At 33.7% G+C, this 23,727-nt stretch carries 23 protein-coding genes; 21 read left to right on the plus strand and 2 right to left on the minus strand.

Annotated elements, in window-relative coordinates; translation table 11 throughout:
• Nucleotides 1–94 precede the first annotated feature (94 nt).
• Nucleotides 95–340, plus strand: coding sequence for a hypothetical protein (locus HXZ69_RS13135; RefSeq protein WP_286496242.1), 246 nt, complete (start codon nt 95–97; stop codon nt 338–340).
• A 256-nt stretch (nt 341–596) separates the two neighbouring features.
• Here the strand turns inward: HXZ69_RS13135 and HXZ69_RS13140 are convergent, their stop codons facing one another.
• Together HXZ69_RS13140 and HXZ69_RS13145 are read right to left on the minus strand one after the other, a co-directional pair.
• On the minus strand, nt 597–1,502 hold the full coding sequence (locus HXZ69_RS13140) for a LysR family transcriptional regulator (protein WP_286496243.1): 906 nt from the start codon (nt 1,500–1,502) through the stop codon (nt 597–599).
• Between the two features lie 18 nt (nt 1,503–1,520).
• The gene (locus HXZ69_RS13145; RefSeq protein WP_260509637.1) at nt 1,521–1,901 is read right to left on the minus strand and encodes a hypothetical protein; all 381 of its coding nucleotides are present in this window, start codon (nt 1,899–1,901) and stop codon (nt 1,521–1,523) included.
• Nucleotides 1,902–1,998: 97 nt separating this feature from the next.
• On the opposite strand from HXZ69_RS13145, the gene HXZ69_RS13150 reads away from it, so the two are divergent.
• The 20 genes from HXZ69_RS13150 (at nt 1,999) to HXZ69_RS13245 (ending at nt 23,723) form a co-directional block, all read left to right on the plus strand.
• A complete protein-coding gene (locus tag HXZ69_RS13150) occupies nt 1,999–3,171 on the plus strand; it encodes an MFS transporter (RefSeq protein WP_286496244.1) in 1,173 nt (390 codons plus the stop codon).
• Between the two features lie 12 nt (nt 3,172–3,183).
• Entirely contained in the window at nt 3,184–4,296 is a 1,113-nt protein-coding gene (locus HXZ69_RS13155; RefSeq protein ID WP_286496245.1) for an alkene reductase, read from the plus strand.
• 143 nt (nt 4,297–4,439) lie between these two features.
• Nucleotides 4,440–4,958: a zinc-binding dehydrogenase gene (locus tag HXZ69_RS13160; protein ID WP_286496246.1), complete on the plus strand. Its 519-nt coding sequence runs from the start codon at nt 4,440–4,442 to the stop codon at nt 4,956–4,958.
• Nucleotides 4,959–5,204: 246 nt separating this feature from the next.
• Nucleotides 5,205–5,816, plus strand: a complete 612-nt coding sequence (locus HXZ69_RS13165; protein WP_125350263.1) for an NAD(P)H-dependent oxidoreductase — start codon at nt 5,205–5,207, stop codon at nt 5,814–5,816.
• Nucleotides 5,813–6,097, plus strand: coding sequence for a putative quinol monooxygenase (locus HXZ69_RS13170; protein WP_221856550.1), 285 nt, complete (start codon nt 5,813–5,815; stop codon nt 6,095–6,097). The genes HXZ69_RS13165 and HXZ69_RS13170 overlap by 4 nt, the downstream gene beginning before the upstream one ends.
• 3 nt (nt 6,098–6,100) lie before the next feature.
• Nucleotides 6,101–7,084: an aldo/keto reductase gene (locus HXZ69_RS13175; RefSeq protein WP_286496247.1), complete on the plus strand. Its 984-nt coding sequence runs from the start codon at nt 6,101–6,103 to the stop codon at nt 7,082–7,084.
• Between the two features lie 2,151 nt (nt 7,085–9,235).
• Nucleotides 9,236–10,393: a homogentisate 1,2-dioxygenase gene (locus tag HXZ69_RS13180; RefSeq protein ID WP_286496248.1), complete on the plus strand. Its 1,158-nt coding sequence runs from the start codon at nt 9,236–9,238 to the stop codon at nt 10,391–10,393.
• A 207-nt stretch (nt 10,394–10,600) separates the two neighbouring features.
• Nucleotides 10,601–11,731 carry a 4-hydroxyphenylpyruvate dioxygenase gene (hppD, locus tag HXZ69_RS13185; RefSeq protein ID WP_125350265.1) on the plus strand — a complete coding sequence of 377 codons (1,131 nt, stop codon included), beginning with the start codon at nt 10,601–10,603 and terminating at the stop codon, nt 11,729–11,731.
• Between the two features lie 144 nt (nt 11,732–11,875).
• On the plus strand, nt 11,876–12,664 hold the full coding sequence (locus HXZ69_RS13190; protein ID WP_286496250.1) for a phosphatase PAP2 family protein: 789 nt from the start codon (nt 11,876–11,878) through the stop codon (nt 12,662–12,664).
• Nucleotides 12,665–12,793: 129 nt separating this feature from the next.
• Nucleotides 12,794–14,053: a dihydrolipoamide acetyltransferase family protein gene (locus HXZ69_RS13195; RefSeq protein ID WP_286496251.1), complete on the plus strand. Its 1,260-nt coding sequence runs from the start codon at nt 12,794–12,796 to the stop codon at nt 14,051–14,053.
• Nucleotides 14,054–14,058: 5 nt separating this feature from the next.
• Nucleotides 14,059–16,113: an alpha-ketoacid dehydrogenase subunit alpha/beta gene (locus tag HXZ69_RS13200; protein ID WP_286496252.1), complete on the plus strand. Its 2,055-nt coding sequence runs from the start codon at nt 14,059–14,061 to the stop codon at nt 16,111–16,113.
• A 116-nt stretch (nt 16,114–16,229) separates the two neighbouring features.
• On the plus strand, nt 16,230–17,567 hold the full coding sequence (locus HXZ69_RS13205; RefSeq protein WP_221855025.1) for a phenylacetate--CoA ligase family protein: 1,338 nt from the start codon (nt 16,230–16,232) through the stop codon (nt 17,565–17,567).
• 4 nt (nt 17,568–17,571) lie between these two features.
• Nucleotides 17,572–18,144 (plus strand): TetR/AcrR family transcriptional regulator, encoded by a 573-nt coding sequence (locus HXZ69_RS13210; RefSeq protein ID WP_038335706.1) that lies wholly within the window; start codon nt 17,572–17,574, stop codon nt 18,142–18,144.
• A gap of 1 nt (nt 18,145) precedes the next feature.
• Complete coding sequence (gene paaE, locus HXZ69_RS13215) at nt 18,146–19,228, plus strand: 1,2-phenylacetyl-CoA epoxidase subunit PaaE (protein ID WP_286496253.1); 1,083 nt, start codon at nt 18,146–18,148, stop codon at nt 19,226–19,228.
• 22 nt (nt 19,229–19,250) lie between these two features.
• Nucleotides 19,251–20,216, plus strand: a complete 966-nt coding sequence (gene paaA / locus HXZ69_RS13220) for a 1,2-phenylacetyl-CoA epoxidase subunit PaaA (protein ID WP_286496254.1) — start codon at nt 19,251–19,253, stop codon at nt 20,214–20,216.
• A gap of 4 nt (nt 20,217–20,220) precedes the next feature.
• Entirely contained in the window at nt 20,221–20,508 is a 288-nt protein-coding gene (gene paaB / locus HXZ69_RS13225) for a 1,2-phenylacetyl-CoA epoxidase subunit PaaB (protein ID WP_038335709.1), read from the plus strand.
• A 3-nt stretch (nt 20,509–20,511) separates the two neighbouring features.
• On the plus strand, nt 20,512–21,288 hold the full coding sequence (gene paaC / locus HXZ69_RS13230) for a 1,2-phenylacetyl-CoA epoxidase subunit PaaC (RefSeq protein WP_286496255.1): 777 nt from the start codon (nt 20,512–20,514) through the stop codon (nt 21,286–21,288).
• The gene (paaD, locus tag HXZ69_RS13235; RefSeq protein ID WP_286496256.1) at nt 21,282–21,770 is read left to right on the plus strand and encodes a 1,2-phenylacetyl-CoA epoxidase subunit PaaD; all 489 of its coding nucleotides are present in this window, start codon (nt 21,282–21,284) and stop codon (nt 21,768–21,770) included. The genes paaC and paaD overlap by 7 nt, the downstream gene beginning before the upstream one ends.
• A 6-nt stretch (nt 21,771–21,776) precedes the next feature.
• Complete coding sequence (locus HXZ69_RS13240; protein WP_038335712.1) at nt 21,777–22,562, plus strand: enoyl-CoA hydratase-related protein; 786 nt, start codon at nt 21,777–21,779, stop codon at nt 22,560–22,562.
• A gap of 3 nt (nt 22,563–22,565) precedes the next feature.
• On the plus strand, nt 22,566–23,723 hold the full coding sequence (locus HXZ69_RS13245) for a 3-hydroxyacyl-CoA dehydrogenase NAD-binding domain-containing protein (RefSeq protein WP_286496257.1): 1,158 nt from the start codon (nt 22,566–22,568) through the stop codon (nt 23,721–23,723).
• The last annotated feature ends 4 nt before the right edge of the window (nt 23,724–23,727 follow it).

The raw sequence follows: 23,727 nt of genomic DNA on the forward strand, positions 1-23,727 counted from the left end.
GCAGACGAGCTTCAATCCATTGAAACGAGCGTTAAAAAGATTAGTGAGCGTATGCGAATCATTTAATCTTTTTAGTGAGTAAAATGAAGATTGAATGTCGAAAATCGCAGTCTTGAAGTTTTTGGTTTGTTTTTGGATCACATTTGGTGGTGTAGGAATCTTGGCTTTTATTGATTTATTTCTTATTCCGTCCAAAGTAAACTCACATAATTTATTACTTGCACATGAAATTGATCGAATTGAAAAGCGAGAAAAAAAAGAATCACATGCGCGTGATATGGCTATGCTAAGTGCTATTGCAAATAATTCTCAACAAAATTCTATTCAAAAAACAGAATAAGATTAGTTCTATAAAAAGTTACACAGAAAAAAAGCTCTTATCCAAGAGCTTTTTTGTTAAAGAAATGTTTTGGATAAAATAAACTATATCTCGCTAAGTTTTTTAAGTGAGGTTATTTTATTACACAATTAAGGATAGGTAACATGGTAATTTTTTCTAAAAATAGGTACGACTAAAAGTTGAATTTTCCACTTTAGAAGAACATTTAAAATTCATACTTCCAGAAATATATTTTATAGAAAGTATGATTGATAGCTTACAGACTTGTCCATTTTTCTTTCAGCAAACCTTCTAACTGGTCAATTTCTTCTTGATACATCGTTTTTTTACGTGTTCCGAAATAAAGCGTATTCTCAACAGGGTTTTGACCTTCCCAAATAATTTTAATTTTATCTTTCGCTAAAGCATCCGAACAAAGGAAATCAGGAACAATGGAAAAACCTGTATTGTCACTTAAACAACGAATAATCGAACTGATATTGGGTACAATATAATTTGGACTAAAATCGGGATGTTCACCAAAATTTTTTGTCCAGAAATCTCGCAAATGATTCATATCAGCGGCAGTGCTGTACCATAATTGTTGTTTCAAAAGATCTACTGCTTCTTTTATTTTTCCTTTTTTTAGTAATTCTTCAACTTCCGAAGTATTTGTTTTATTTCCTGCAATTAACACAATTCGTTCTTTCGAAAACGGCTCATACGAAATATTTTGTTGTGTTCCTTTTTGCGGTGTAATGATTAAATCCAACAATCCATTATCCAAATCACTTTGCATCTGCGGATATTCTCCGAACTTGATAATCAAATTAAAAGGCAACTCTGCAATATGCTCCTCCAATGTGTATTGAAAAGTCTCAAAACACATTCCCACACTTATCGTTACCCGTTCATCTTGCGCACGTTTATGGAAATGTTGTTCTCCATTTTCGAGTTTTTTTAGTGGGTCGATAATATAATTGTAAAATATTTTTCCTTTTTCAGTCGGAACCATTTTACGTGCCGAACGATCAAATAATTTTGATCCCGTATAGGCTTCCAATGAGTTTAAATGCAGACTGACACCAGGTTGAGAGATAAACAATTCTTGAGCCGCCGCCGATAAAGTTCCTGTTTCGTAAATCGCTTTAAATGTGCGCAACCATTCTAAATTCCAATGCATAATTTTTTGTTTTTAAACTTAATCGTAGGGTAAATCATTTGGATCGACATCAATATAATCAGGCTTTGGAAGCATCGCTAATCGAAAAGCTTGTATAGAAGTCCATCCTTCTAAATGCGCTTTTACAACACGATGCATACCATCCATCAATTTACCTTCTGGACAAATAATTATAGGATAAGCAAGATCAGCTTCTTGGATCAATTTTATATGTTCGGTAATTGATCGACAAGTAGGCGAATCACCTTCATCGCTGTACCAATAAGTTTCGTTATACTCTTTGATGTCTTTTAAAGCAATTGTTTCTGATTGAAGCTCTTGCGTTAACTGAATCAATCGATCCACATCCCAAGCGTAAAGTTGCTGATTTATTCGACGAAAATGATATTGTTTTCTCATTTATATAATTATTATGATACAAAGGTACAATTTAAATTATTTTTAAAATAAAAAAAAATGATAGAAATTTGCAGTATCAATAATTAAAATTATAATAATGAATAAAAGTTTATTAGCATTAGCTCTTGGTGGATTGGCAATAGGGGTAACAGAATTTACAATTATGGGAATGTTACCAGATGTAGCAAAATATTTTGATGTATCTATTCCCAAGGCTGGATATTTGATCACTTCTTATGCCTTAGGAGTTGTTATAGGAGCTCCTTTACTTATAGTTGGTATGAGAAAGTATTCATCAACAAAAATGCTTTTAGGTTTGATGTTGTTATTCACAATATTTAACGCTTTGTCAGTTATAGCACCTTCATTTGAATTTTTAATGCTTTCTAGATTTATTTCTGGTTTACCTCATGGTGCTTTCTTTGGTGTTGGTTCAGTAGTGGCAAGTAAATTAGCTCGAAAAGGAAAAGAAGCTCAAGCTGTAGCAACTATGTATTCAGGTTTAACGGTAGCGAATTTATTAGGGGTGCCTTTAGGGACCTACATAGGACATCACTTTTCTTGGCGATATACTTTTTTATTGATTGTAATTATTGGAATTCTTACTCTTGTTAGTTTAAAACTATGGATGCCTGAGGTAAAAATTAAAAAACAAGAAAACCAAAATAATCCATGGAGCGATTTTGTAATCTTTAAAGATAGTAAAGTATGGTTTATGATTTTAATTTTTTCTGTAGCCCCAGGAGCATTATTTGCATGGATCAGTTATATCGCTCCGTTAATGACACAAGTATCAGGTGTACAAGAGCAAAATATGCCTTATATTATGGTATTAGCGGGATTAGGCATGTTCGTTGGTAACTTAATTGGAGGAAAACTCACAGATCGATTCTCTGCATCTAAGATTGTAATGATTGTTCTTTTCTTACAAATTTTAACTATGGGAACTATTTATTTTACGGCTCAGATTACTTGGTTGTCTTTAGTGATGACATTTATAACAGGTGTTGTTTCTTTTGCCTTAATCCCGTCTTTAACTTTATTGTTATTAAAGTCAGTTAAGAGTAATTCGGAATTACTTGTTGCTTCTTTAGGACCAGCTTGCTTTAATATCGCAAATGCTTTAGGAGCTTATTTAGGAGGTGTTCCCATAGAAAAAGGATATGGATATACATCAGCTGAGATTGTAGCTATTGGTATGGTTATATTAGGCATAATCATATTTAGTATTTATATGAAAACAAATAAAAATAAAGTCCAATTAATATAAAAAAATAGAATGATGAAAATTAATATTTTTAAACCAGCAAAAATTGGTTCGTTAGAATTAAAAAACCGTATGGCAATGGCTCCAATGACAAGAGCTAGAAATAAGGACGGAATACCAAAACAATATAATGCTGAGTACTATAGTCAGCGCACTGGAGCAGGTTTGATTATAACGGAGGGAACTGCAATTTCAACTACAGCCTCTGGTGTACTTCATATTCCTGGATTATATACACCTGCTCAAGTACAAGGTTGGAAATTAGTTACTGAAGCAGTTCATGCTAAAGGAAGTAAAATCTTTACTCAACTATGGCATGTTGGACGTATATCACATGTTTCTAATCAACCAGATGGGCAGGCTCCAGTAGCTCCTTCCAATATTCAAGCTAGTAATTCTTCTGCTTGGGGATATGACGAGAATGGAAAAGAAGGATTTGTGACAGCTTCTAAACCAAGAGCTTTAGAAACTAAAGAGGTCTATCAAGTAGTTCTTGATTTTGCTAATGCAGCTAAAAATGCTATTGAAGCAGGTTTTGATGGTGTTGAACTTCACGGAGCTAATGGATATCTTATCGAACAGTTTTTAAATCCATATGTAAATAATAGAACTGATAGATACGGTGGAAGCATTGAGAATAGAAGTCGCTTTTTACTAGAGGCAATCGATGCAAGTATTGAAGCAATTGGCGCGGATAAAGTTGGTATTCGTTTAACTCCTTATGGAGGTTTACATGAATTACCTCATTATGATGAGATAGAGGAAACTTATGAGTATTTAGCCCAAGAATTAAGTAAAAGAAAAATTGCTTATATCCATATTATGGATCAAAAATCAAGAGGAAGTTTTGCTATTCCAGAAGGGTTTTTAGAGCGTTTTAGAGCATGGTATGATGGAATAATTATTTTGGCAGGTGGAATGGACCGAGAAAAATCAGAAAAATTAATCAATCAAGGTGTAATTGATATTGCAGGTTTTGGTGAACCATTTATCTCTAATCCTGATTTAGTTGAACGTTTAGAAAATAATTGGCCTTTAACTGAACCAAAAAGAGAATTGCACTATGGATTAACTATGGAAGGATATCTTGATTGGAAAACCTATAAACAGGAAAATAGCTTACTATAATTTAGTATAATATGAAAGTATCTATAAATTGATTAATATGGAGATCCTCACAAGGTTTTTAAGCAAATAGAAGTGTTAAAACCACAGGTTTTACCAGATCAAGTGCTAATCAAAGTAAAAGCTAGTGCTATAAATCCCATGTTGTGTTACAACTAGCAAAAATTTGTGAAACAGAGGTTCATGCAATGGTTTCAAGTGTAAACAAAGCAAAATTAGCAAGTAAATTAGGAGCAGATTATACCATTAATTATAAAAAAAAGCATATAAATCAGATTATTGATAAGTATACTAATGGGCAGGGATATGATGTTGTATTTGATAATGTTGGAGGAGAGAATCTATTCAATAGTTTTGCGCTTGCTAAGATAAATGGTTCGATTGTCTCTACTCTTACTAGAGATAAAAAGATTGATATTTCAATTTTACACCAAAAAGCATTAAACCTTCATTTTGTATATATGATTACTCTATTGATTTATTATAATCTGCAAGGAATCGATAAATTAAAAGAAATAATGAATCAGTTAACTATTTGGGTTGGACAATCAAAATTAAAACCACTTATTAATAAAGTATTTGATTTTGATCATGTAGCTGAAGCTCATCTTTACGCTCAAAGTGGTCAGGGTTCAGGAAAGACCATCGTAAGTATATCCGAATAATTAAATATATCAAACACAAAATTTAACCTTATAGTTAGTCAGTTTTTTTCTATTGAGTGAAATCCCTAAAGTATACGATTATGATAAAAATGGCATTGGTGGAAGAAAAACAATTGTTATAGCTGATAAACAAAAGAGTCGATAAATTAATCTATCACTATTCTGATAAAAATATATAATTTAAGTTATTTGTATAATATATAAATATGATAGAAATTTACACTATCAATAATTAAAATTATACAAATGAATATATTTATTATCAACGGAGCGCAAAACTTTGCCCATTCAGGTGGAGCTTTCAATAAAACATTAAATAATTGGACAACAGAATTTTTACAAGAAAAAGGTTTTGATTTTCGTGTTACAAATATAAATGATGAATTTGATGCTTTTGAAGAAGTAGAGAATTTTAAATGGGCAGATTTGATTATTTACCATTTTCCTATTTGGTGGTTTCAAGTTCCAAATCGCTTGAAATATTATATCGACGAAGTTTTTACGGCTGGACATGAAAATGGAATTTATAGAAATGATGGTCGTTCACGCAAAAATCCAGCAATTAATTACGGAACAGGTGGATTGATGCAAGGTAAAAAATATATGGTTAATACGACATGGAATGCGCCAGAAACGGCTTTTACTTTAGAAGGAGAATTTTTCGATCAAAAAACAGTTGATGAGGGTGTTTTATTTGGTTTCCACAAAATGAATCAGTTTGCAGGACTAAGTAGAATAAACGGTTTCCATTTCCACGACTTGGAAAAAAATGCAACTGAAGAACGTATCGAAAATTACCGTATAGCATATAGAGAACATTTAGAAAACATATTCATTAAAGAAAAAGAATTGGTATGATTTACCTAACAGCAGTTATTAAAGCAAAACCTGAATATCGCGAAGATGTAACAGTTGTTTTGCAGAATATGGTTACAGAAACCCGAAAAGAAGATGCTAATATTCAGTATGATTTGCATCAAGGTTCGCAGGACGAAAATACATTTGTTTTCTACGAAATTTGGAGAGATCAACAGGGTTTAGATGAGCATAATCAACAGTCTTATATCTTAGAATTTGGCAAATTGGTTGTCGAAAAATTACAAGAAATACCACAAATTTATTTAACAAAAAAACTATAAAAAATGGAATACAGAAAATTAGGAAATACAGATTTAGAATTATCAGCAATCACTTACGGAGCCTTCGCTATCGGTGGAAATATGTGGGGTGGAAACGAGCAAAAAGATAGTATTGCATCGGTACAAGCTTCTATCGAAAATGGTGTAACAACTTTGGATACAGCGCCATTTTACGGTTTTGGATTGAGCGAAAAAATGATTGGTGAAGCTATAAAAGGTTATGATAGAACAAAAATTCAATTGTTAACAAAATTCGGTTTAGTTTGGGACGGAAGTAATAAGGGAAAAGGTGAATTTTTCTTTGATGCAGAAGAAAATGGAAAAGCAATTCCTGTTTATAAATATTCATCAAAAGAAAGTGTTATTAAAGAAGTAGAAGACAGTCTAAGACGTTTACAAACGGATTATATCGACTTATTGCAAATTCACTGGCCAGATACTACAACGCCAATTTCAGAAACGATGGAAGCCTTGGAAATTTTAATTCAACAAGGTAAAATTCGTGCTGCTGGTGTAAGTAATTACAGTGTGGATCAAGTAGAAGAAGCGCGTAAAACACTAAATATCGCGAGTAATCAAGTTGGATATAGTATGCTGAACAGCGGAGTAGAGCAGGACTTAGTTCCTTATGCTTTGGATAATGATTTAGGAATTATTGTGTACAGCCCAATGGAAAGAGGTTTACTTACCGGAAAATACTTTAAAGATGGAAAACTGAAAGATAATGACCACAGAAATGGTTATTTCCAACAATTTGATTTAGATAAAGTAAAAACTTTCCTTGAAACAATTACTCCAATTGCAGCAGAAAAAGGAGCTACACTTTCACAATTAGTTTTACGTTGGACAAGTTTACAACCTGCTATTTCGATTGTTTTAGCTGGATCAAGAAATGCTGAACAAGCGATAGCCAATGCAAAAGCAATGGATATTACTATTTCTGCTGAAGAAATGAAATTCATCAATACAGAATTGGCGAAAATCTAAAAATAAGAAAATAGATGAAAACAAAACCTATAATCAAATTTGTAGCTATTGGTTACGCACAAGATAAAACTTTAATTGATCCGAAAGATACCAGTTGACAAACATCACCTTATGGAAAAGGAGACGAAATAGGTGCTGCAAATCTGATTACGCCCGAACTGGTTATGCAGTCGATTAAATTGGTAAAGCAAGGTTTACAATATTCAACCAGGAGAACAAGGTGGACAGACTTTAGGTTCTAATAAATTTAGTTTTAATGATGAATTGGTTAACGGTTGGACAGGTGTTGGATCACAGTTAAATGATATTGGACATATTGGAATTGATAATGTATATTACGATGGAAATAAAGCAACTGATTTTCACTTTTAACAATGAATTAAAAACCGTCATTGTTGAAGAGACAAGATTATTGTAAATAAGAGTACCAAAACCGACATACGATTTGCAGACGAGATTCAATCCATTGAAACGAGCGTAAAAAAGATTAGTGAGCGATAGCGAGTCATTTAATATTTTTAGTGAGTAAAATGAAGATTGAACGTCGATAATCGCAGTCTTGACGTTTTGTAATCACATACTCTGTTAGCACAGACTTTGCATTAAGGTAAAAGTTTAAAAATGTACCTAAGCTCTACTAGAGCTTCTCCTTTTAATTTCAAATGTTTTTGTGTCAAGTTAAAAATGAACATAGTTAAGCATTTAGTGAGTAGTCGTTATTTCTCGTCTAAGTCTTCGATACTACGTTTTACAAACGTCACTCTGACTGACGATAATAAGAAGCTGAAATGAATTCAGCTTGAGAATTTGTAATTGAAATACAATTTGTTTGTTGTCATTCTGAGTTTATCTAAGAATCTCTTTCTTTCATTTTTTATTCATTTCCTGTTCATTTTAATTATTGGTATTCATATGCCTTACAGGGAAAAGAACAAAAAAGTAATCAATATTTCGGCAGGATCAGTACAAGCAAAGACTTGGCTGTAAACCTCACTACTAAAAATGTTCTCATTTCACTAAAGATTTTAAAAACCCTACGGCTAAAACCTTTTTTACGTTACATTCAACCATTTTCTTAACGTGATAGTTTTAATGCCGGTTTTTATTAAGTTTTACGTTCTACGCTTAACGCTTAACTCTTATTAATATTCAAATTCTTTTTAACCAATGAATTTTGTCATTCTGGGTTTGTCTCAGAATCGCATTCAATATGTCATTTCGAGGTATCGAGAAATCTTTTGTCACTTTTTTATTCATTGAATATCTATTTTAATTATCGGTATTCATATGTCCTTCGGGGAAGCTTATCCAAAAAAACATTTGAAATTAAAAGGAGGAGCCATGGTATGGCTCAGGTATTCCTTTTCTTTATTTTCATTTCTTCCTTTCATTTTTTATTCATTTCCTGTTTATTTTAATTATTGGTATTCATATGCCCTTCGGGGAAGAGCATCCAAAAAAACGAAACAAAAAAAGATGCCGACAGTAGTCTCTCAATGATTCAACTTACTAAATTATTTCCATAAAGTTGGTAACTCGCTCCACTCAAACACTCCAACTTTTTTATTTCAATAATTTAGAGTTGAATCGCATTTCGATTCTAAATCGTCGGATTTTTTTAATTCCTTTTTCAATATTCAACTCCATTTATAACAACGAGTTCTAAAACCGTCATTGCTGAAGAGTCGAGCGTCAATTTGGCGTAGTGAGCGTTAACAATGATTTATGTTCGCATTTCTTATGCGAATGTTCTAAAGCATTTAGTGAGTAGTAATTATTGACCGACTTGTATGCACGGACTTGATTTTTTTGGTTCGCTTTGGATCAAGCCAAAATTAATCTAATTCAATAATGCACTACGGGTTATATGTAGTTTTTTAAAGATATTGAAAATAATTGTTGTAAAGCATTTTTTAGTAAGGTATTTTGTACAATCAAAAAATGTTTCTATCTTTGAGATAGCCACAGAAAAGAAATGCAAACAATTAAAGAAAATATTAAACCTTTATTTGTTGGAATGAATAAGCAAACTTCTGCTTTACTTTCCAAAATTGTATTTGCTCAATATTCACACTAGAATATTGCAGATTATTTGTTGACGAATTTCGTCATCTATCTACCTTTTCATCAAAATAACAAACAAAATACGATATGCCACTTTATCATCATTTGGGAGAATTCCCACAAAAGCGACATACGGTATTCCGAAAACCAAATGGAGAATTATATGCAGAAGAATTAGTTTCTACGCATGGATTTTCGAGTACGTATTCCAATGTTTACCACTGTTATCCACCAACTTTGGTAAAAGCGATTAGCGAACCTTATTCGGTAGAGCCAAAAATTGTCCGCGCAAAACATTTAAAACATACCTCTTTAAAAGGTTTTAAAGTAAAACCTACCAAAGATTATTTAGAATCTCGTGTACCAGTTTTGGTTAACAATGATTTGCATATTTCATTGGCTGCGCCACAAGAATCGATGACTGATTATTTCTTCAAAAATTCGATGGCGGATGAAGTAATTTTTATACACGAAGGTTCTGGAGTTTTAAAAACTGGTTATGGACAAATTGAATTTGAATATGGAGATTATTTAGTGATTCCACGTGGAATTATTTATCAACTTCATTTTAATGATTCTAATAACCGATTGTTTATTACAGAATCATTTAGCCCAGTTGAAACACCTCGTCGTTATCGCAATCATTTTGGACAATTAATGGAACATTCTCCTTTTTGCGAGCGTGATATTAAACGTCCTCAAAATCTTGAAACAAATGATGAACACGGAGATTTCAAGATTATGATCAAAAAAGAAGGATTAATTTATCCTTACGTTTATGGAACTCATCCTTTCGATTTTGTAGGTTGGGATGGTTATCATTATCCATGGGCTTTTTCTATTCATAATTTCGAGCCAATTACAGGGCGTATCCATCAGCCACCACCTGTTCATCAGACTTTCGAAGGAGCAGGTTTTGTGATTTGTAGTTTTGTTCCACGTCTTTTCGATTATCATCCAAATGCGATTCCAGCTCCTTATAACCATAGTAATGTAGATTCTGATGAGATTTTATATTATGTGGATGGAGATTTTATGTCGAGAAAATCGGTTGAGAAAGGACAAATTACATTACATCCAGCAGGAATTCCGCATGGTCCACATCCTGGTACAGTTGAAAAATCGATTGGAGCGAAAGAAACACATGAATTAGCCGTAATGATTGATCCTTTCAGACCATTGATGTTAACTGAACAAGCGTTAGAAATTGAAGATCCAGATTATTATAAATCTTGGCTTTATTAAAAGTTATGAGCTATGAGTTATGAGTTGCGCGATTTGTCATCGTGAACTTGTTTCAATATATCATAAGTTAATTTGAAGAGAAGCTGAAATAAATTCAGCTTGACATGATGTCATTCCGACGTTAGGAGGAATCTCCCCCAAAGTTATCAATAACTGTAAAAATTTAATACTTTTTAGATAATACATAAAAATAAAAACACAATAAAAATGAGTACACAAACATTTGCAGAAAAAATAGCATTAGCACAAGATTTTCTTCCAATCAATGGAACAGATTATATCGAGTTTTATGTTGGTAATGCAAAACAATCTGCACATTATTACAAAACAGCTTTCGGATTTCAAGAAGTTGCATATGCTGGCCCAGAAACTGGAGTGAGAGATAGAGCTTCTTATGTTTTACAACAAGGGAAAATTCGTTTAGTTTTAACATCTGGCTTAAAATCTGATTCTCCAATTTGTCAACATGCAATGAAACATGGTGATGGAGTTAAAATTTTAGCACTTTGGGTGGATGATGCGTATGATGCTTTTGAGCAAACAACGAAACGTGGAGGAAAGCCTTATATGGAGCCAACTACGATTACAGATGAGTTTGGTGAAGTAAAAATGTCTGGAATTTATACATATGGTGAAACGATTCATATGTTTATTGAGCGTAAAAATTATGAAGGTCCTTTTATGCCAGGCTATGTGAAGTCTGAATCAACATATCAACCAACAGATTGTGGTTTATTGTATGTGGATCATTGCGTTGGTAATGTGGGTTGGAATCGTATGAACGAAGCGGTTGCTTGGTACCAAGATGTCATGGGATTTGTAAATATTTTATCGTTTGATGATAAACAAATCAATACAGAGTATTCAGCATTAATGTCGAAAGTGATGAGTAACGGAAATGGTTATTCAAAATTCCCTATTAATGAGCCTGCAGAAGGTCAAAAGAAATCTCAAGTCGAAGAATATTTAGATTTTTATGAAGGTGAAGGTGTACAACATATTGCAGTTGCAACTAAGGATATTGTAAAAACTGTGACAGAACTTAAATCTCGTGGAGTTGAGTTTTTATCAGCGCCACCAGAGGCTTATTACGATATGATTCCAGAGCGCGTTGGTGAAATTGATGAGGATATTAAGAAGTTACAAGATTTAGGAATTTTGGTTGATTGTGATGAAGAAGGTTATTTGTTACAAATTTTTACGAAACCAGTCGAAGATCGTCCAACATTATTCTACGAAATTATCGAGCGTCATGGAGCGCAATCGTTTGGAGCAGGTAATTTCAAAGCATTGTTTGAAGCTTTAGAAAGAGAGCAAGAGCGTCGAGGAAATTTATAAATAGATATTTTTTAAAAGCCATTGGATTATTTCTAATGGCTTTTTTCTTAATCAAATCTTAAGTTTTGTGTAAGGAGGTTTCAAATACATTTGTTCAATAAAATGAATGTGAAAATGAACCAAATTAAAACAAAAACGATAGTCATGAATTGTGTATTACTTTCAATATTTTCTATAAAAGGGAATGCACAAGATACAATTCAGCAAACTAAAACCGATTCAATTCAACTTGATTCTATTCCAAAGCAAATATTTAATCCAGAAGATAAAGTTTATCATTTCAACGCCAAAAAGTTGATTATTCCTGCGACTTTAATTACATATGGAAGTCTGAGTTTGGCAATTCCAGCGTTGGATAATTTAAATAAATCTACTCAAAACGAAATTTTAGAAGATAAAACAAAAGGAAATAAATTTGATAATTATACACAATATTTACCTGCTGTAGCGGTCTATGGATTGAATTTGGCTGGCGTTCAAGGGAAACATAATTTACGAGATCGGACAATAATTTTTGCAACTTCTCAAATCATCAATACTGGTTTGGTGATGGGACTAAAACACACTGTACAAGAGGAAAGACCCGATGGAACAAACAATCTTTCTTTTCCTTCTGGACATACGGCGAATGCGTTTTCTACGGCTCAATTTATGTTTCGAGAATACCAAGATTCTAATTTTTGGTTGAGTTTAGCAGGATATCCTTTAGCTGCTTTTACGGGCGTTTATCGTGTTATCAACAATCGTCATTGGGTTGGAGATGTTGTTGCTGGAGCGGGAATAGGAATTTTATCGACGGAATTGGCGTATTGGTTATTTCCTACGATTAACAATTGGTTTTCTCCAAAAAATAAAGAATCAAAAATAGCGACAATGGTTTTTCCTGTGTATCAAAATAATCAAGCAGGAGTTGGTTTGGTGATGAGGTTTTAATAGGATTGAGTTTTGGATAATGTAATAGCTACACTAAAAAAGGAAAATTTCAATGAATATTTCAACTAACATTCATTAGTTTTTATAAAAAATGATTATCTTCAACGCTCAAAACTGCAAACAAATAAAATGAAGAATATAGAACTAACGATTCCAAAATTGGGAGAAAGTGTTGAGTCTGTACAGTTGGTTCGTTTTACAAAAAACGTTGGCGATTTCATTCAGGAGGATGAAGTAATTGCCGAAGTTTCGACGGATAAAGTAGATTCTGATGTGCCTTCTACAACTGCTGGAAAAATTATTGAGTTTAGATTTAATGAAGGAGATGAGATAAAAATCGGAGAAGTTTTCGCTTTAATTGAGCCTTCAGAAACTCAACAACAATCAGCTCAAAAAACTGAAAATGTTGAAGAAAAAAAGATTGAAACTGTTACAACTTTACAAACTATAAATTCAATCGATACAAATCAATTTTTATCACCTTTGGTAAAAAGTATTATCCAAAAAGAAAATCTTCAATCAACAGATATTTCACAAATAAAAGGTTCTGGTCGTGATGGAAGAATTTCGAAAAATGATGTATTAAATTATATTCAAAATAAACCATTTACAACTAATAATTCAAGTAATACTTTAAATAAAAATAATGTAGTTTCAAGTTTTTCTTATGGAGCGAAAGATGAAATTATTGAGATGGATAAAATGCGTCAATTGATTTCAAAACACATGAAAAAGAGTAAACAAACTTCGCCTCATGTGACGGCTTATGTAGAACCTGATGTTACGAATTTTGTGAAATGGCGCGAAGAAAATAAAGCTGCTTTTGAAGCTAAATACAAACAAAAATTGACATTTACGCCGTTAATTGTAGATTGTGTTGTTCGTGCAATTAAAGACTTTCCAATGATTAATGTATCAGTTGATGAAACTGAGACTAAAATAATCAAACACAATGAGATAAATATTGGAATTGCAACTGCTTTACCAAGTAATAATTTGATTGTTCCTGTCATTCATCAAGCCAATGAATTAAATTTAGAAGGTTTAGCAAAAGGTGTAAATTCAATTGTAGATAAAGCAAGAAATAATAAACTTTCGCCAGATGATGTTCGTGGAGGAACGTTCACAATAAGTAATGTGGGGACTTTTGGTAATTTGATGGGAACGCCAATTATCAATCAACCTGAAGTGGCAATTTTAGCGACTGGCGTGATCAAGAAAAAACCTGCGGTTTTGGAAACTGAGTTCGGAGATATTATCGTGGCAAGACAATTTATGTATTTGTCACTTTCGTTTGATCATCGTGTGATAGACGGATCTTTGGGAGGCGTTTTCTTGAAACGAATTTCAGATTACATGGAAAATTGGGATGTTAACACGCAAATTTAATCAGAATGGAAACCACATTATCAACAACAACATTACTTAAAAAAGCATACGAATTATTGGTTACTGCAAAATCTTTAACCGAATTATACGAAGAAAATAAAGCTGTAACAAGCAAATATGTACATGCAACAGCGCGTGGACACGAAGCAATACAAATTGCTACAGGATTACAATTATTACCACAAGATTACTTAAGCGCGTATTACCGTGATGATGCCATGTTATTATCAATTGGAATTACGCCTTATGAATTGATGCTGCAATTATTAGCAAAACGCGACGATATTTTTTCTGGAGGAAGAACCTATTATTCTCATCCAAGTTTGCGTCGTGATAATATGCCAAAAATTCCGCATCAAAGTAGTGCAACGGGAATGCAAGCGATTCCAACAACGGGAATTGCAATGGGGATGCAATACAAAGAGTTAGAAGGTCTTTGTAACGAAGAAGTAAAACCAATTGCAGTTTGTTCGTTAGGAGATGCGTCTTGTACGGAAGGCGAAGTGGCAGAAGCTTTCCAAATGGCAGCTTTGAAACAATTGCCAATTTTATATTTGGTTCAAGATAATGAATGGGATATTTCGGCTTCGGCAGATGAAATTCGTGCGCAGGATATCGCCCATTATGCAAAAGGTTTCAATGGTTTGGAGGTTTTTGTGGTTGATGGAACGGATTTCTTGGCTTCTTATGAAACGATTCAACGTGCAATTGAGATTATTCGTACAGAACGTCGTCCGATTTTGATTCATGCAAAAGTTCCTTTATTGAATCATCATACATCTGGCGTTCGCAAAGAATGGTACAGAGATGATTTGGAGGAAGCGCAATCTCGTGATCCTTATGATAAATTAAAGAATACATTATTAAATGATGGTTTCGATGAAAATGATTTAATCGGAATTGAAAATAAAATAAAAGAACAAGTTCAGGCAGAATATCAAGAAGCGTTGAAAGCAGAAGATCCTCGCCCCGAAGATTTATATACGCATGTTTTTGCGCCAACACCGATTACTGAAGAAAAAGGAAATCGTTCACCAGAAGGTAAGGATAAAACAGTAATGGTAGATTCTGCATTGTTTGCGATTCGTGAATTGATGGCAGAACATCCAGAAGCTATATTATATGGACAAGATGTAGGGTTGCGTTTGGGTGGAGTTTTTCGTGAAGCGGCAACTTTAGCAAAACAATATGGTAAAAATCGTGTATTTAATACACCAATTCAAGAAGCATTTATAATCGGATCTACAGTTGGAATGTCTGCAGTTGGCTTAAAACCAATTGTTGAGGTTCAATTTGCAGATTATATTTGGCCAGGATTGAATCAATTATTTACAGAAGTAGCGCGTTCTAATTACTTATCAAATGGCAAATGGCCAGTTTCTATGATTTTACGTGTGCCAATTGGTGCGTATGGAAGCGGAGGACCTTATCACTCAAGTTCAGTAGAAAGTGTTTTGACGAATATCAAAGGAATTAAAATTGCGTATCCATCTACTGGAGCGGATTTGAAAGGTTTGATGAAAGCTGCTTATTACGATCCAAATCCTGTTGTAATGCTAGAACACAAAGGTTTATACTGGAGTAAGATAAAAGGAACAGAAGATGCCGCGACTGTTGAGCCAGACGAACATTATGTATTGCCTTTTGGTAAAGCACGTGAAGTTTTAACGGCTGAATCTTCTCAAAATCATAATTCTGTTTCGATTATTACATACGGAATGGGAGTGTATTGGGCAAAACAAGCGGCAAAGGGTTTTCCTAATCAAGTCGAAATTATCGATTTAAGAACTTTAGTTCCGTTAGATGAAGAAACAATCTTTAATAGTGTAAAAAAACACAATCGTTGTATTGTTTTGACAGAAGAAGCGAAGCAAAACTCTTTTGCACAGAGCATTTCAGGCTTAATTAATGAAGAGTGTTTTGAGTACTTAGATGCACCAATTCGTGTGTTAGGAGCGCAAGATATGCCAGCAATTCCATTAAATTCGACTTTAGAAACAGAGATGTTACCCAATGCTGAAAAATTAAAAACATTGATTAATAGTGTTTTATCTTATTAAAAAGGCAATAATTAATAAGAATTGTATTTTTTACACTAAAAAAACTAACAAACGTTAGTTTTTTTAGTTTTTTTGATTAAATTTGTTATTATCAAAAATCAAAATCTGCAAAAATTATGATATTTAATCCCGAGATAGAACAAATGCCAATTGAAAAATTGCGCGTTCTTCAAAACGAAAGACTTCAAAACATGTTGCAAAAAGTGTATAACAATGTACCTTTTTACAAAGAAGCATTTGATGCAGCTGGAATAAAACCAGAAGACATCAAAGGTGTTGAAGATCTACACAAATTACCTTTCACCAAAAAAACACATTTAAGAGAGAACTATCCGTTCGGATTATTTGCAGAACCAAAGAGCAACGTAATCCGTTTACATTGTTCAAGTGGCACAACAGGAAAACCAACAGTTGTAGGTTATACCAAAAACGACATCGAATTATTTTCAGAAGTAGTAGCGCGTTCTTTAGCAGCTTCTGGATGCGAACCAGGGATGACATTACAAAATGCCTATGGTTATGGTTTGTTTACAGGAGGTTTGGGATTACATTATGGAGCAGAAAAGTTAGGAATGACAGTTGTTCCTATTTCTGGTGGAAATACTGAAAAACAAATCATGTTGTTGAAAGATTTTCAGGCTGATGCTATTTGTGCAACACCATCGTATGCATTAACAGTAGCTGAGGAAATCAAGAAAAGAGGCGAATCATTAGAAAGCTTAAATCTTAAGTTTGCGATTTTAGGATCAGAACCATGGTCAGAAGCATTACGTCAAGAAGTAGAAGGAAGTTTAAACATCAAAGCTTCTAATATCTATGGATTGAGCGAAATTATCGGACCTGGTGTATCTAATGAAGATTATGAAGAGCAAGGAACAGGATCTTACATTTGGGAAGACCACTTCTTTCCAGAGATTGTAGACGAGAAAACAGGTGAGCCTGTGCCTTATGGACAACCTGGAGTTTTAGTGATTACAACGTTAACAAAAGAAGCTTTACCATTGGTGCGTTATTGGACGGGAGATATCACAACCCTTACGTACGAATATTCTAAGAAAAGAACGCATATCAAAATGGGACCAATTATTGGTCGTGCAGATGATATGATGATTATTAGAGGTGTAAATTTCTTTCACACACAAATCGCTGATTTTATTCCAGAATTTCCAGAATTATCGCCAAATTATCAAGTAGTTTTAACAAAACCTAAAAATATGGATGCTGTAGAAGTTGGATTTGAAATTAATCCTGACTATTTTGCAAGCCAAGGTTTCACTTGTGATAATTTGAACGACGAATCTAATCATGCATGTTGCAAATTAATCTCTAATATTCACAAAAAAATTAGAGACAATATTGGATTAGGAATGAATGTTAAATTGTATCAAGTTGATGAACTTCCGAAAAGTGAAGGAGGAAAATTAAACCGAATCATCGATAACAGACATTTATAAATATATGCCTAAACAAAGTAAAAAAGAACTGATTATTCAAGAAGCTGCCTTAATCTTTAAACAAAAAGGTTATTCGGCAACATCAATGCGCGAACTGGCTGAAAAGGTTGGAATGGAAGCCGCAAGTTTATACAATCACATTCGTTCGAAAGACGAAATTTTAGAAGAGATTTGTTTTAAAGTTGCTAATCAATATGTTTCTCACATTAGCTCGATCGAAGATACAAACGAATCAAATGTTCAGAAATTGAGAGATTTAATTCAATTGCATGTCAGAATGATTATTGATGAGCCAAACGAAGTTTCTGTTGCAAATAATGATTGGAAAAATCTTTCGGATACGAAAAAGGATTTGTATAAAACAATTCGAAAAGGATACGAAAAAAGAATCGCTAATCTTATCAAAGCAGGAATTGCAGCAGGCGAATTTAAAGACTTGAATGTTTCGGTTGCTTTATTTACTTTATTATCATCATTACGTTGGATAGAATTGTGGTACAAACCTGGACGAGATATCTCACCAGAGCAATTAGAAAATGACTTAATGACACTATTAATTAACGGATTTCAAAAATAATATGGCTATAAATTTTCACCAATTACGCGTTAAAAATGTAAAAAAGGAAACACCAGATTGTGTATCCGTTACATTTGAAGTGCCAGAAGAATTAAACCAAGAATTCAAATTCAAACATGGTCAATATTTAACGTTTAAGAATTTTCACAATAACGAAGAAATTAGACGTTCTTACTCAATTTGTTCAAGTCCTTTGGATAATGAATTAAGAGTTGCTGTAAAGAAAATTGAGGATGGAATTTTCTCGACATTTGTTAACGATACAATCAAAGTTGGCGATGTTCTTGATGTAATGACTCCACAAGGAAATTTCTTTACAGAAGTACACGAAGACAACAAAAAATTATATGTAGGAATTGTGGCGGGATCTGGAATTACACCAGTACTTTCTATCATCAAAACAGTTCTACAAACAGAACCTAACAGTCAATTTGTACTGTTATATGGAAACAGAAACAAAGGTTCGATTATTTTTAAAGAAGAAATCGAAGCATTAAAAAATAGATACATGGAACGCATTAGCGTTTACAATATCTTGAGTCGTGAAACGGCTGATGCTGAGATTTTGAGTGGTCGTATTGATAAAGCAAAAATTGAATATTTCTTGCAAAATATGATCGATCCAAAAGAAGTAAGCGAAGTTTTCCTTTGTGGTCCAGAAGAAATGATTTTAAGCGGTCGTGACGCTTTTGTAGAAGCAGGAGTTGATGCAAAACATTTGCATTTCGAATTATTCTATAGTGCATCTGCAGAAGCGAAAAAGGTAGAGCGTCAAAAAGCTGTAAAACAATCAGACGATACAATGAGTAAAGTAACCATCAAATTAGATGCAACAGCTTTACAGATTGATTTGGGTTACAATGGCGATACAATCTTAGATGCGGCTTTACAAAACGGAGCTGATTTACCTTATGCTTGTAAAGGTGGTGTTTGCGCAACTTGTAAGTGTAAAGTAGAGAAGGGTGAGGTAGAAATGGACATCAACTACTCACTTGAGCCAGATGAATTAGAAAGAGGATTTGTATTAGCGTGTCAAGCGCACCCTCGTTCTGCAGAAGTCGTGGTAGATTTTGATGCCAAATAATCAACTTTAAAAACGTTTAGAAATGAGTGCAAAAGAAATTGATTTTCAAGAAATCTTCGATAATAAGATTGAAAATGAAGTTCGTATCGAACCAAAAGACTGGATGCCAGACGCATACCGTAAAACATTAATCAGACAAATCTCTCAACATGCTCACTCAGAAATTGTTGGGATGTTACCAGAAGCAAACTGGATTACAAGAGCGCCTTCATTAAATAGAAAGAAAATCTTATTAGCGAAAGTTCAAGACGAAGCTGGTCACGGATTATACTTATATTGTGCTGCTGAAACATTAGGTGTTTCCCGTATTCAAACATTAAATGATTTACATTCAGGTAAAGCTAAATATTCATCAATCTTCAATTATCCAACCCTTACTTGGGCAGATATCGGAATGATTGGTTGGTTGGTAGATGGAGCTGCGATTCTGAATCAAGTTCCATTATGTAGAACTTCTTACGGACCTTATGCTCGCGCAATGGTACGTGTTTGTAAAGAAGAATCTTTCCACCAAAGACAAGGTTACGAAGCATTAGTGGTATTATCAAAAGGAACACCAGAACAAAAAGCGATGTTGCAAGATGCAATGAATCGTTGGTGGTGGCCTACATTAATGATGTTTGGACCAAAAGATGAAGAATCATCAAACTCAGAATTATCAATGAAATGGAGAATCAAACGTTTCTCGAATGACGAATTACGTCAACGTTTCGTGGATATTTCTATTCCTCAAGCCGAATATTTAGGATTAACTATTCCAGATCCAGATCTAAAATTCAATGAAGAAACAGGTCACTACGAATTCGGAGAAATTGATTGGGAAGAATTCTGGAATGTTGTGAAAGGAAACGGTAAATGTAACAAACAACGTTTGGATGCTCGCCGTAATGCTCACAACGAAGGAGCTTGGGTTCGTGAAGCTGCAATAGCTTACCACGAAAAAAGAAAACAAAGAGAATTAGAAAAAGAACAACGCAAAAACGCATAAAAAGATGGAAAATAGAGATTGGCCTTTATGGGAAGTATTCATTAGAAGTAAACAAGGGTTAGACCACAAACACGTTGGGAGCTTACATGCTGCTGATGCTACAATGGCACTAGAAAATGCACGTGATGTTTATACGCGTCGTTTAGAAGGTGTAAGTATTTGGGTGGTAGAATCTGCTAATATCCATGCTTCTAATCCTGATGAAGCAGAACAATTTTTTGATCCTGCAGAAGACAAAGTTTACCGTCATCCAACTTTTTATGATGTACCAGAAGAAATTAAAAACATGTAATTTATGACAAGTACAGTTTATCAAAACAATCAAAATTACATCGATTTTATCTTGCATTTAGCGGATACAAATCTAATTTTGGCACAACGTTTATGTGAATGGTGTGGTCATGGTCCAATTTTAGAACAAGACATTGCAATGTCTAATATGGCGTTGGATTTATTAGGTCAAACTTCTAATTATTATAACTATGCGGCTGAAATGATCGGAAATGGAGCAACTGAAGATACGTTAGCAATGTTACGTGAAGAGCGTGAATATAAAAACTTATTGTTGGTTGAATTACCAAACGGACATTTCGGAGACACAGTTGCACGTCAATTCTTTTACGATTCTTACCATGCGTTATTGTTAGAGCAATTTTTGAAAGTAAAAGATCTTAAATTACAAGCCATCGCTGAAAAATCATTGAAAGAGGTAAAATATCACTTAAAATGGTCATCAGAATGGATGATTCGTTTAGGAGATGGAACACAAGAATCTCACGATAAAATTCAGGAAGCTGTAAACAATATTTTACCTTATGTAAAAGAAGCATTTTTATTAGCACCTTACCAAAAAGCTTTAGTTGAAGAAGGATTAATTTCAAGCCCAGAAGAATTTCAAGCAACTTGGTTAGCAAATGTAAAAGCAATTTTAGACGAAGCGACAATCGAAGCTGATGTAGAAAATGCGTTTGTACAAAAAGGAGGTAAAGAAGGTCTTCATACAGAGCATTTAGGATTTATCTTAACAGATTTACAATATTTACAAAGAACTTATCCAGATTCGCAATGGTAACCGAAAAAGAAATTTGGCACTACATGGAGGAAGTCGCTGATCCAGAAATTCCTGTAATTAGTGTAATCGATCTTGGTGTTGTGCGTAAAATTGAATTAATTGACCAAGAAAGTGTCAACGTTACAATTACGCCAACCTATTCTGGATGTCCTGCTATGAGTGCAATTTCAATTTCTGTTCGTTTAAAATTAATCGAAAAAGGATTCAAAAATATCAATGTCATTAATCAGTTGAGCCCTTCGTGGTCAACTGATTGGATGACAGAAGAAGGAAAGCAAAAAATGAAGGCTTATGGAATTGCGCCTCCAACTAAAAATCCTTCGAGCGATGAGCTCTTTTCAGACGAACAAAATGTAGAATGTCCACAATGTGGCTCTACAGATACCAGACTTATCAGTCAATTTGGTTCTACGGCCTGCAAAGCTATGTATCAATGCAATAGTTGCCACGAACCATTTGATTATTTCAAATGTCATCACTAAAAAATTATGGAAAATTCAACATCAATCCTATACACACAAGAGGGAGGAATTGCTACGATTACGTTGAATCGTCCTTCTGTTTTTAACAGTTTTAATCAGGAAATGATTAAATCTCTTCAACATCACTTGGATGTTGCAGCTCAAGATGTTTCTGTTCGTGCAGTGGTTTTAACTGGAACGGGAAAAGCATTCTGCGCTGGTCAAGATTTAGGAGAAGTTTTAGAAGAAAAAGAAATCGACTTCAATAAAATCGTTCAAGAAAATTACAATCCATTGGTTCTTAAAATTAGAAATATGGACAAACCAGTTGTTGCTGCTGTAAACGGTGTTGCTGCCGGTGCGGGAGCAAATTTAGCTTTGGCTTGTGACATTGTTGTTGCGAAAGAATCGACAAATTTCATTCAAGCTTTTTCTAAAATTGGTTTAATCCCAGATTGTGGAGGAACTTATTTCTTACCTCGTTTAATTGGACTTCAAAAAGCAACTGCTTTAATGATGCTTGCAGATAAAGTTTCGGCGGCTCAAGCAAAAGAAATCGGAATGATTTATGAGTTTTTTGCTGATGATATTTTCGATGCTGAAGTTGCAAAGATTGCTGATAAATTAGCCAATCTTCCAACAAAAGGTTTGGCTTATACAAAGAAATTATTGAATCAAACATTTAATAATTCAATCGAAGAACAATTAATTCAAGAAGGATTATTTCAAGCTAAATCAGGGAATACATCAGATTATCAAGAAGGTGTAGACGCATTTATCGAGAAAAGAAATCCTGTTTTTAAAGGCGAGTAAGAAATGAAAAAAATAGGAATTATTGGTGGTGGAGCAATGGGGTCTGGAATTGCGCAAGTTTTTGCTCAATCTGGTCATCCAGTTGTTTTATATGACACAAATAAAGAAGCTTTAGATCGTTCAAAACAAAACTTAGCGAAGACATTCGAGAAGTTAGTGGCGAAAGAAAAATATACTGCTGAAAAAGCACAAGAAATTCAAAACAATATCGAATATGCAGATAGCTTAACCGCTTTTGCATCGATTGATTTGATGATTGAAGCAATTATTGAAAATTTAGATATTAAAAAATCAGTTTTCAAACAAGTGGAAGAACTCGTTTCTGACGAATGTATTTTAGCTTCAAACACTTCTTCATTATCAATTGCATCAATTGCATCTGCGTGTTCAAAACCAGAACGTGTTATTGGAATTCACTTTTTTAATCCTGCGCCTTTAATGGCTTTGGTAGAGATTATTCCAGCCGTTCAAACGCGAGAAGATTTAGCAGAAGAAGTAAAAGCCTTGATTCAATCTGTTGGTAAATTACCTGTAATTACGAAAGATACGCCAGGATTTATTGTCAATCGAGTGGCTCGTCCATTTTATAGCGAATCAATTCGTTTATTAGAAGAAGGAGTTGCAGATGCAGAAACAATAGACTTTGCGATGACTTCTGTTGGAGGTTTCCGTATGGGACCCTTCGAATTAATGGATTTTATCGGTCATGATGTGAATTATCGTGTAACCGAATCGGTTTTCGAATCATTCTTTTATGATCCAAGATTTAAACCATCTTTCTCTCAAAAACGCTTATTCGAAGCTGGATATTACGGACGTAAATCTAGTCGAGGATTCTACAATTATGCAGAAGGAGTGGAGAAAAAAGTACCATCTCAAGATCAAGCTTTATTAGAAAAAATATACAAACGTGTTTTGGTGATGTTAATCAACGAAGCAGCTGATGCTTTATTTTTAAACATTGCAAACCGTGAAGATTTAGATACGGCGATGACAAAAGGTGTAAATTATCCAAAAGGATTATTGAAATGGGCGGATGAATATGGACTGGAAAATGTACAAAATGATTTAGATGAATTGTACAATTATTATCACGAAGATCGTTACCGTTTAAGTCCAATTATCAGAAATTTCGTCAAAGAAAATAAAACATTCTACTAAAAAT

It is taken from the genome of Empedobacter sp. R132-2 (assembly GCF_030324375.1).
GTDB lineage: Bacteria > Bacteroidota > Bacteroidia > Flavobacteriales > Weeksellaceae > Empedobacter > Empedobacter falsenii_B.

What these genes read in the sequence shown, in the direction of transcription:
- HXZ69_RS13135 (WP_286496242.1), top strand. Translation starts at nt 95, where the DNA reads ATGTCGAAAATCGCAGTCTTGAAGTTTTTGGTTTGTTTTTGGATCACA.
- HXZ69_RS13140 (WP_286496243.1), bottom strand. Translation starts at nt 1,502, where the DNA reads ATGCATTGGAATTTAGAATGGTTGCGCACATTTAAAGCGATTTACGAA.
- HXZ69_RS13145 (WP_260509637.1), bottom strand. Translation starts at nt 1,901, where the DNA reads ATGAGAAAACAATATCATTTTCGTCGAATAAATCAGCAACTTTACGCT.
- HXZ69_RS13150 (WP_286496244.1), top strand. Translation starts at nt 1,999, where the DNA reads ATGAATAAAAGTTTATTAGCATTAGCTCTTGGTGGATTGGCAATAGGG.
- HXZ69_RS13155 (WP_286496245.1), top strand. Translation starts at nt 3,184, where the DNA reads ATGAAAATTAATATTTTTAAACCAGCAAAAATTGGTTCGTTAGAATTA.
- HXZ69_RS13165 (WP_125350263.1), top strand. Translation starts at nt 5,205, where the DNA reads ATGAATATATTTATTATCAACGGAGCGCAAAACTTTGCCCATTCAGGT.
- HXZ69_RS13170 (WP_221856550.1), top strand. Translation starts at nt 5,813, where the DNA reads ATGATTTACCTAACAGCAGTTATTAAAGCAAAACCTGAATATCGCGAA.
- HXZ69_RS13175 (WP_286496247.1), top strand. Translation starts at nt 6,101, where the DNA reads ATGGAATACAGAAAATTAGGAAATACAGATTTAGAATTATCAGCAATC.
- HXZ69_RS13180 (WP_286496248.1), top strand. Translation starts at nt 9,236, where the DNA reads ATGCCACTTTATCATCATTTGGGAGAATTCCCACAAAAGCGACATACG.
- hppD (WP_125350265.1), top strand. Translation starts at nt 10,601, where the DNA reads ATGAGTACACAAACATTTGCAGAAAAAATAGCATTAGCACAAGATTTT.
- HXZ69_RS13190 (WP_286496250.1), top strand. Translation starts at nt 11,876, where the DNA reads ATGAATTGTGTATTACTTTCAATATTTTCTATAAAAGGGAATGCACAA.
- HXZ69_RS13195 (WP_286496251.1), top strand. Translation starts at nt 12,794, where the DNA reads ATGAAGAATATAGAACTAACGATTCCAAAATTGGGAGAAAGTGTTGAG.
- HXZ69_RS13200 (WP_286496252.1), top strand. Translation starts at nt 14,059, where the DNA reads ATGGAAACCACATTATCAACAACAACATTACTTAAAAAAGCATACGAA.
- HXZ69_RS13205 (WP_221855025.1), top strand. Translation starts at nt 16,230, where the DNA reads ATGATATTTAATCCCGAGATAGAACAAATGCCAATTGAAAAATTGCGC.
- HXZ69_RS13210 (WP_038335706.1), top strand. Translation starts at nt 17,572, where the DNA reads ATGCCTAAACAAAGTAAAAAAGAACTGATTATTCAAGAAGCTGCCTTA.
- paaE (WP_286496253.1), top strand. Translation starts at nt 18,146, where the DNA reads ATGGCTATAAATTTTCACCAATTACGCGTTAAAAATGTAAAAAAGGAA.
- paaA (WP_286496254.1), top strand. Translation starts at nt 19,251, where the DNA reads ATGAGTGCAAAAGAAATTGATTTTCAAGAAATCTTCGATAATAAGATT.
- paaB (WP_038335709.1), top strand. Translation starts at nt 20,221, where the DNA reads ATGGAAAATAGAGATTGGCCTTTATGGGAAGTATTCATTAGAAGTAAA.
- paaC (WP_286496255.1), top strand. Translation starts at nt 20,512, where the DNA reads ATGACAAGTACAGTTTATCAAAACAATCAAAATTACATCGATTTTATC.
- paaD (WP_286496256.1), top strand. Translation starts at nt 21,282, where the DNA reads ATGGTAACCGAAAAAGAAATTTGGCACTACATGGAGGAAGTCGCTGAT.
- HXZ69_RS13240 (WP_038335712.1), top strand. Translation starts at nt 21,777, where the DNA reads ATGGAAAATTCAACATCAATCCTATACACACAAGAGGGAGGAATTGCT.
- HXZ69_RS13245 (WP_286496257.1), top strand. Translation starts at nt 22,566, where the DNA reads ATGAAAAAAATAGGAATTATTGGTGGTGGAGCAATGGGGTCTGGAATT.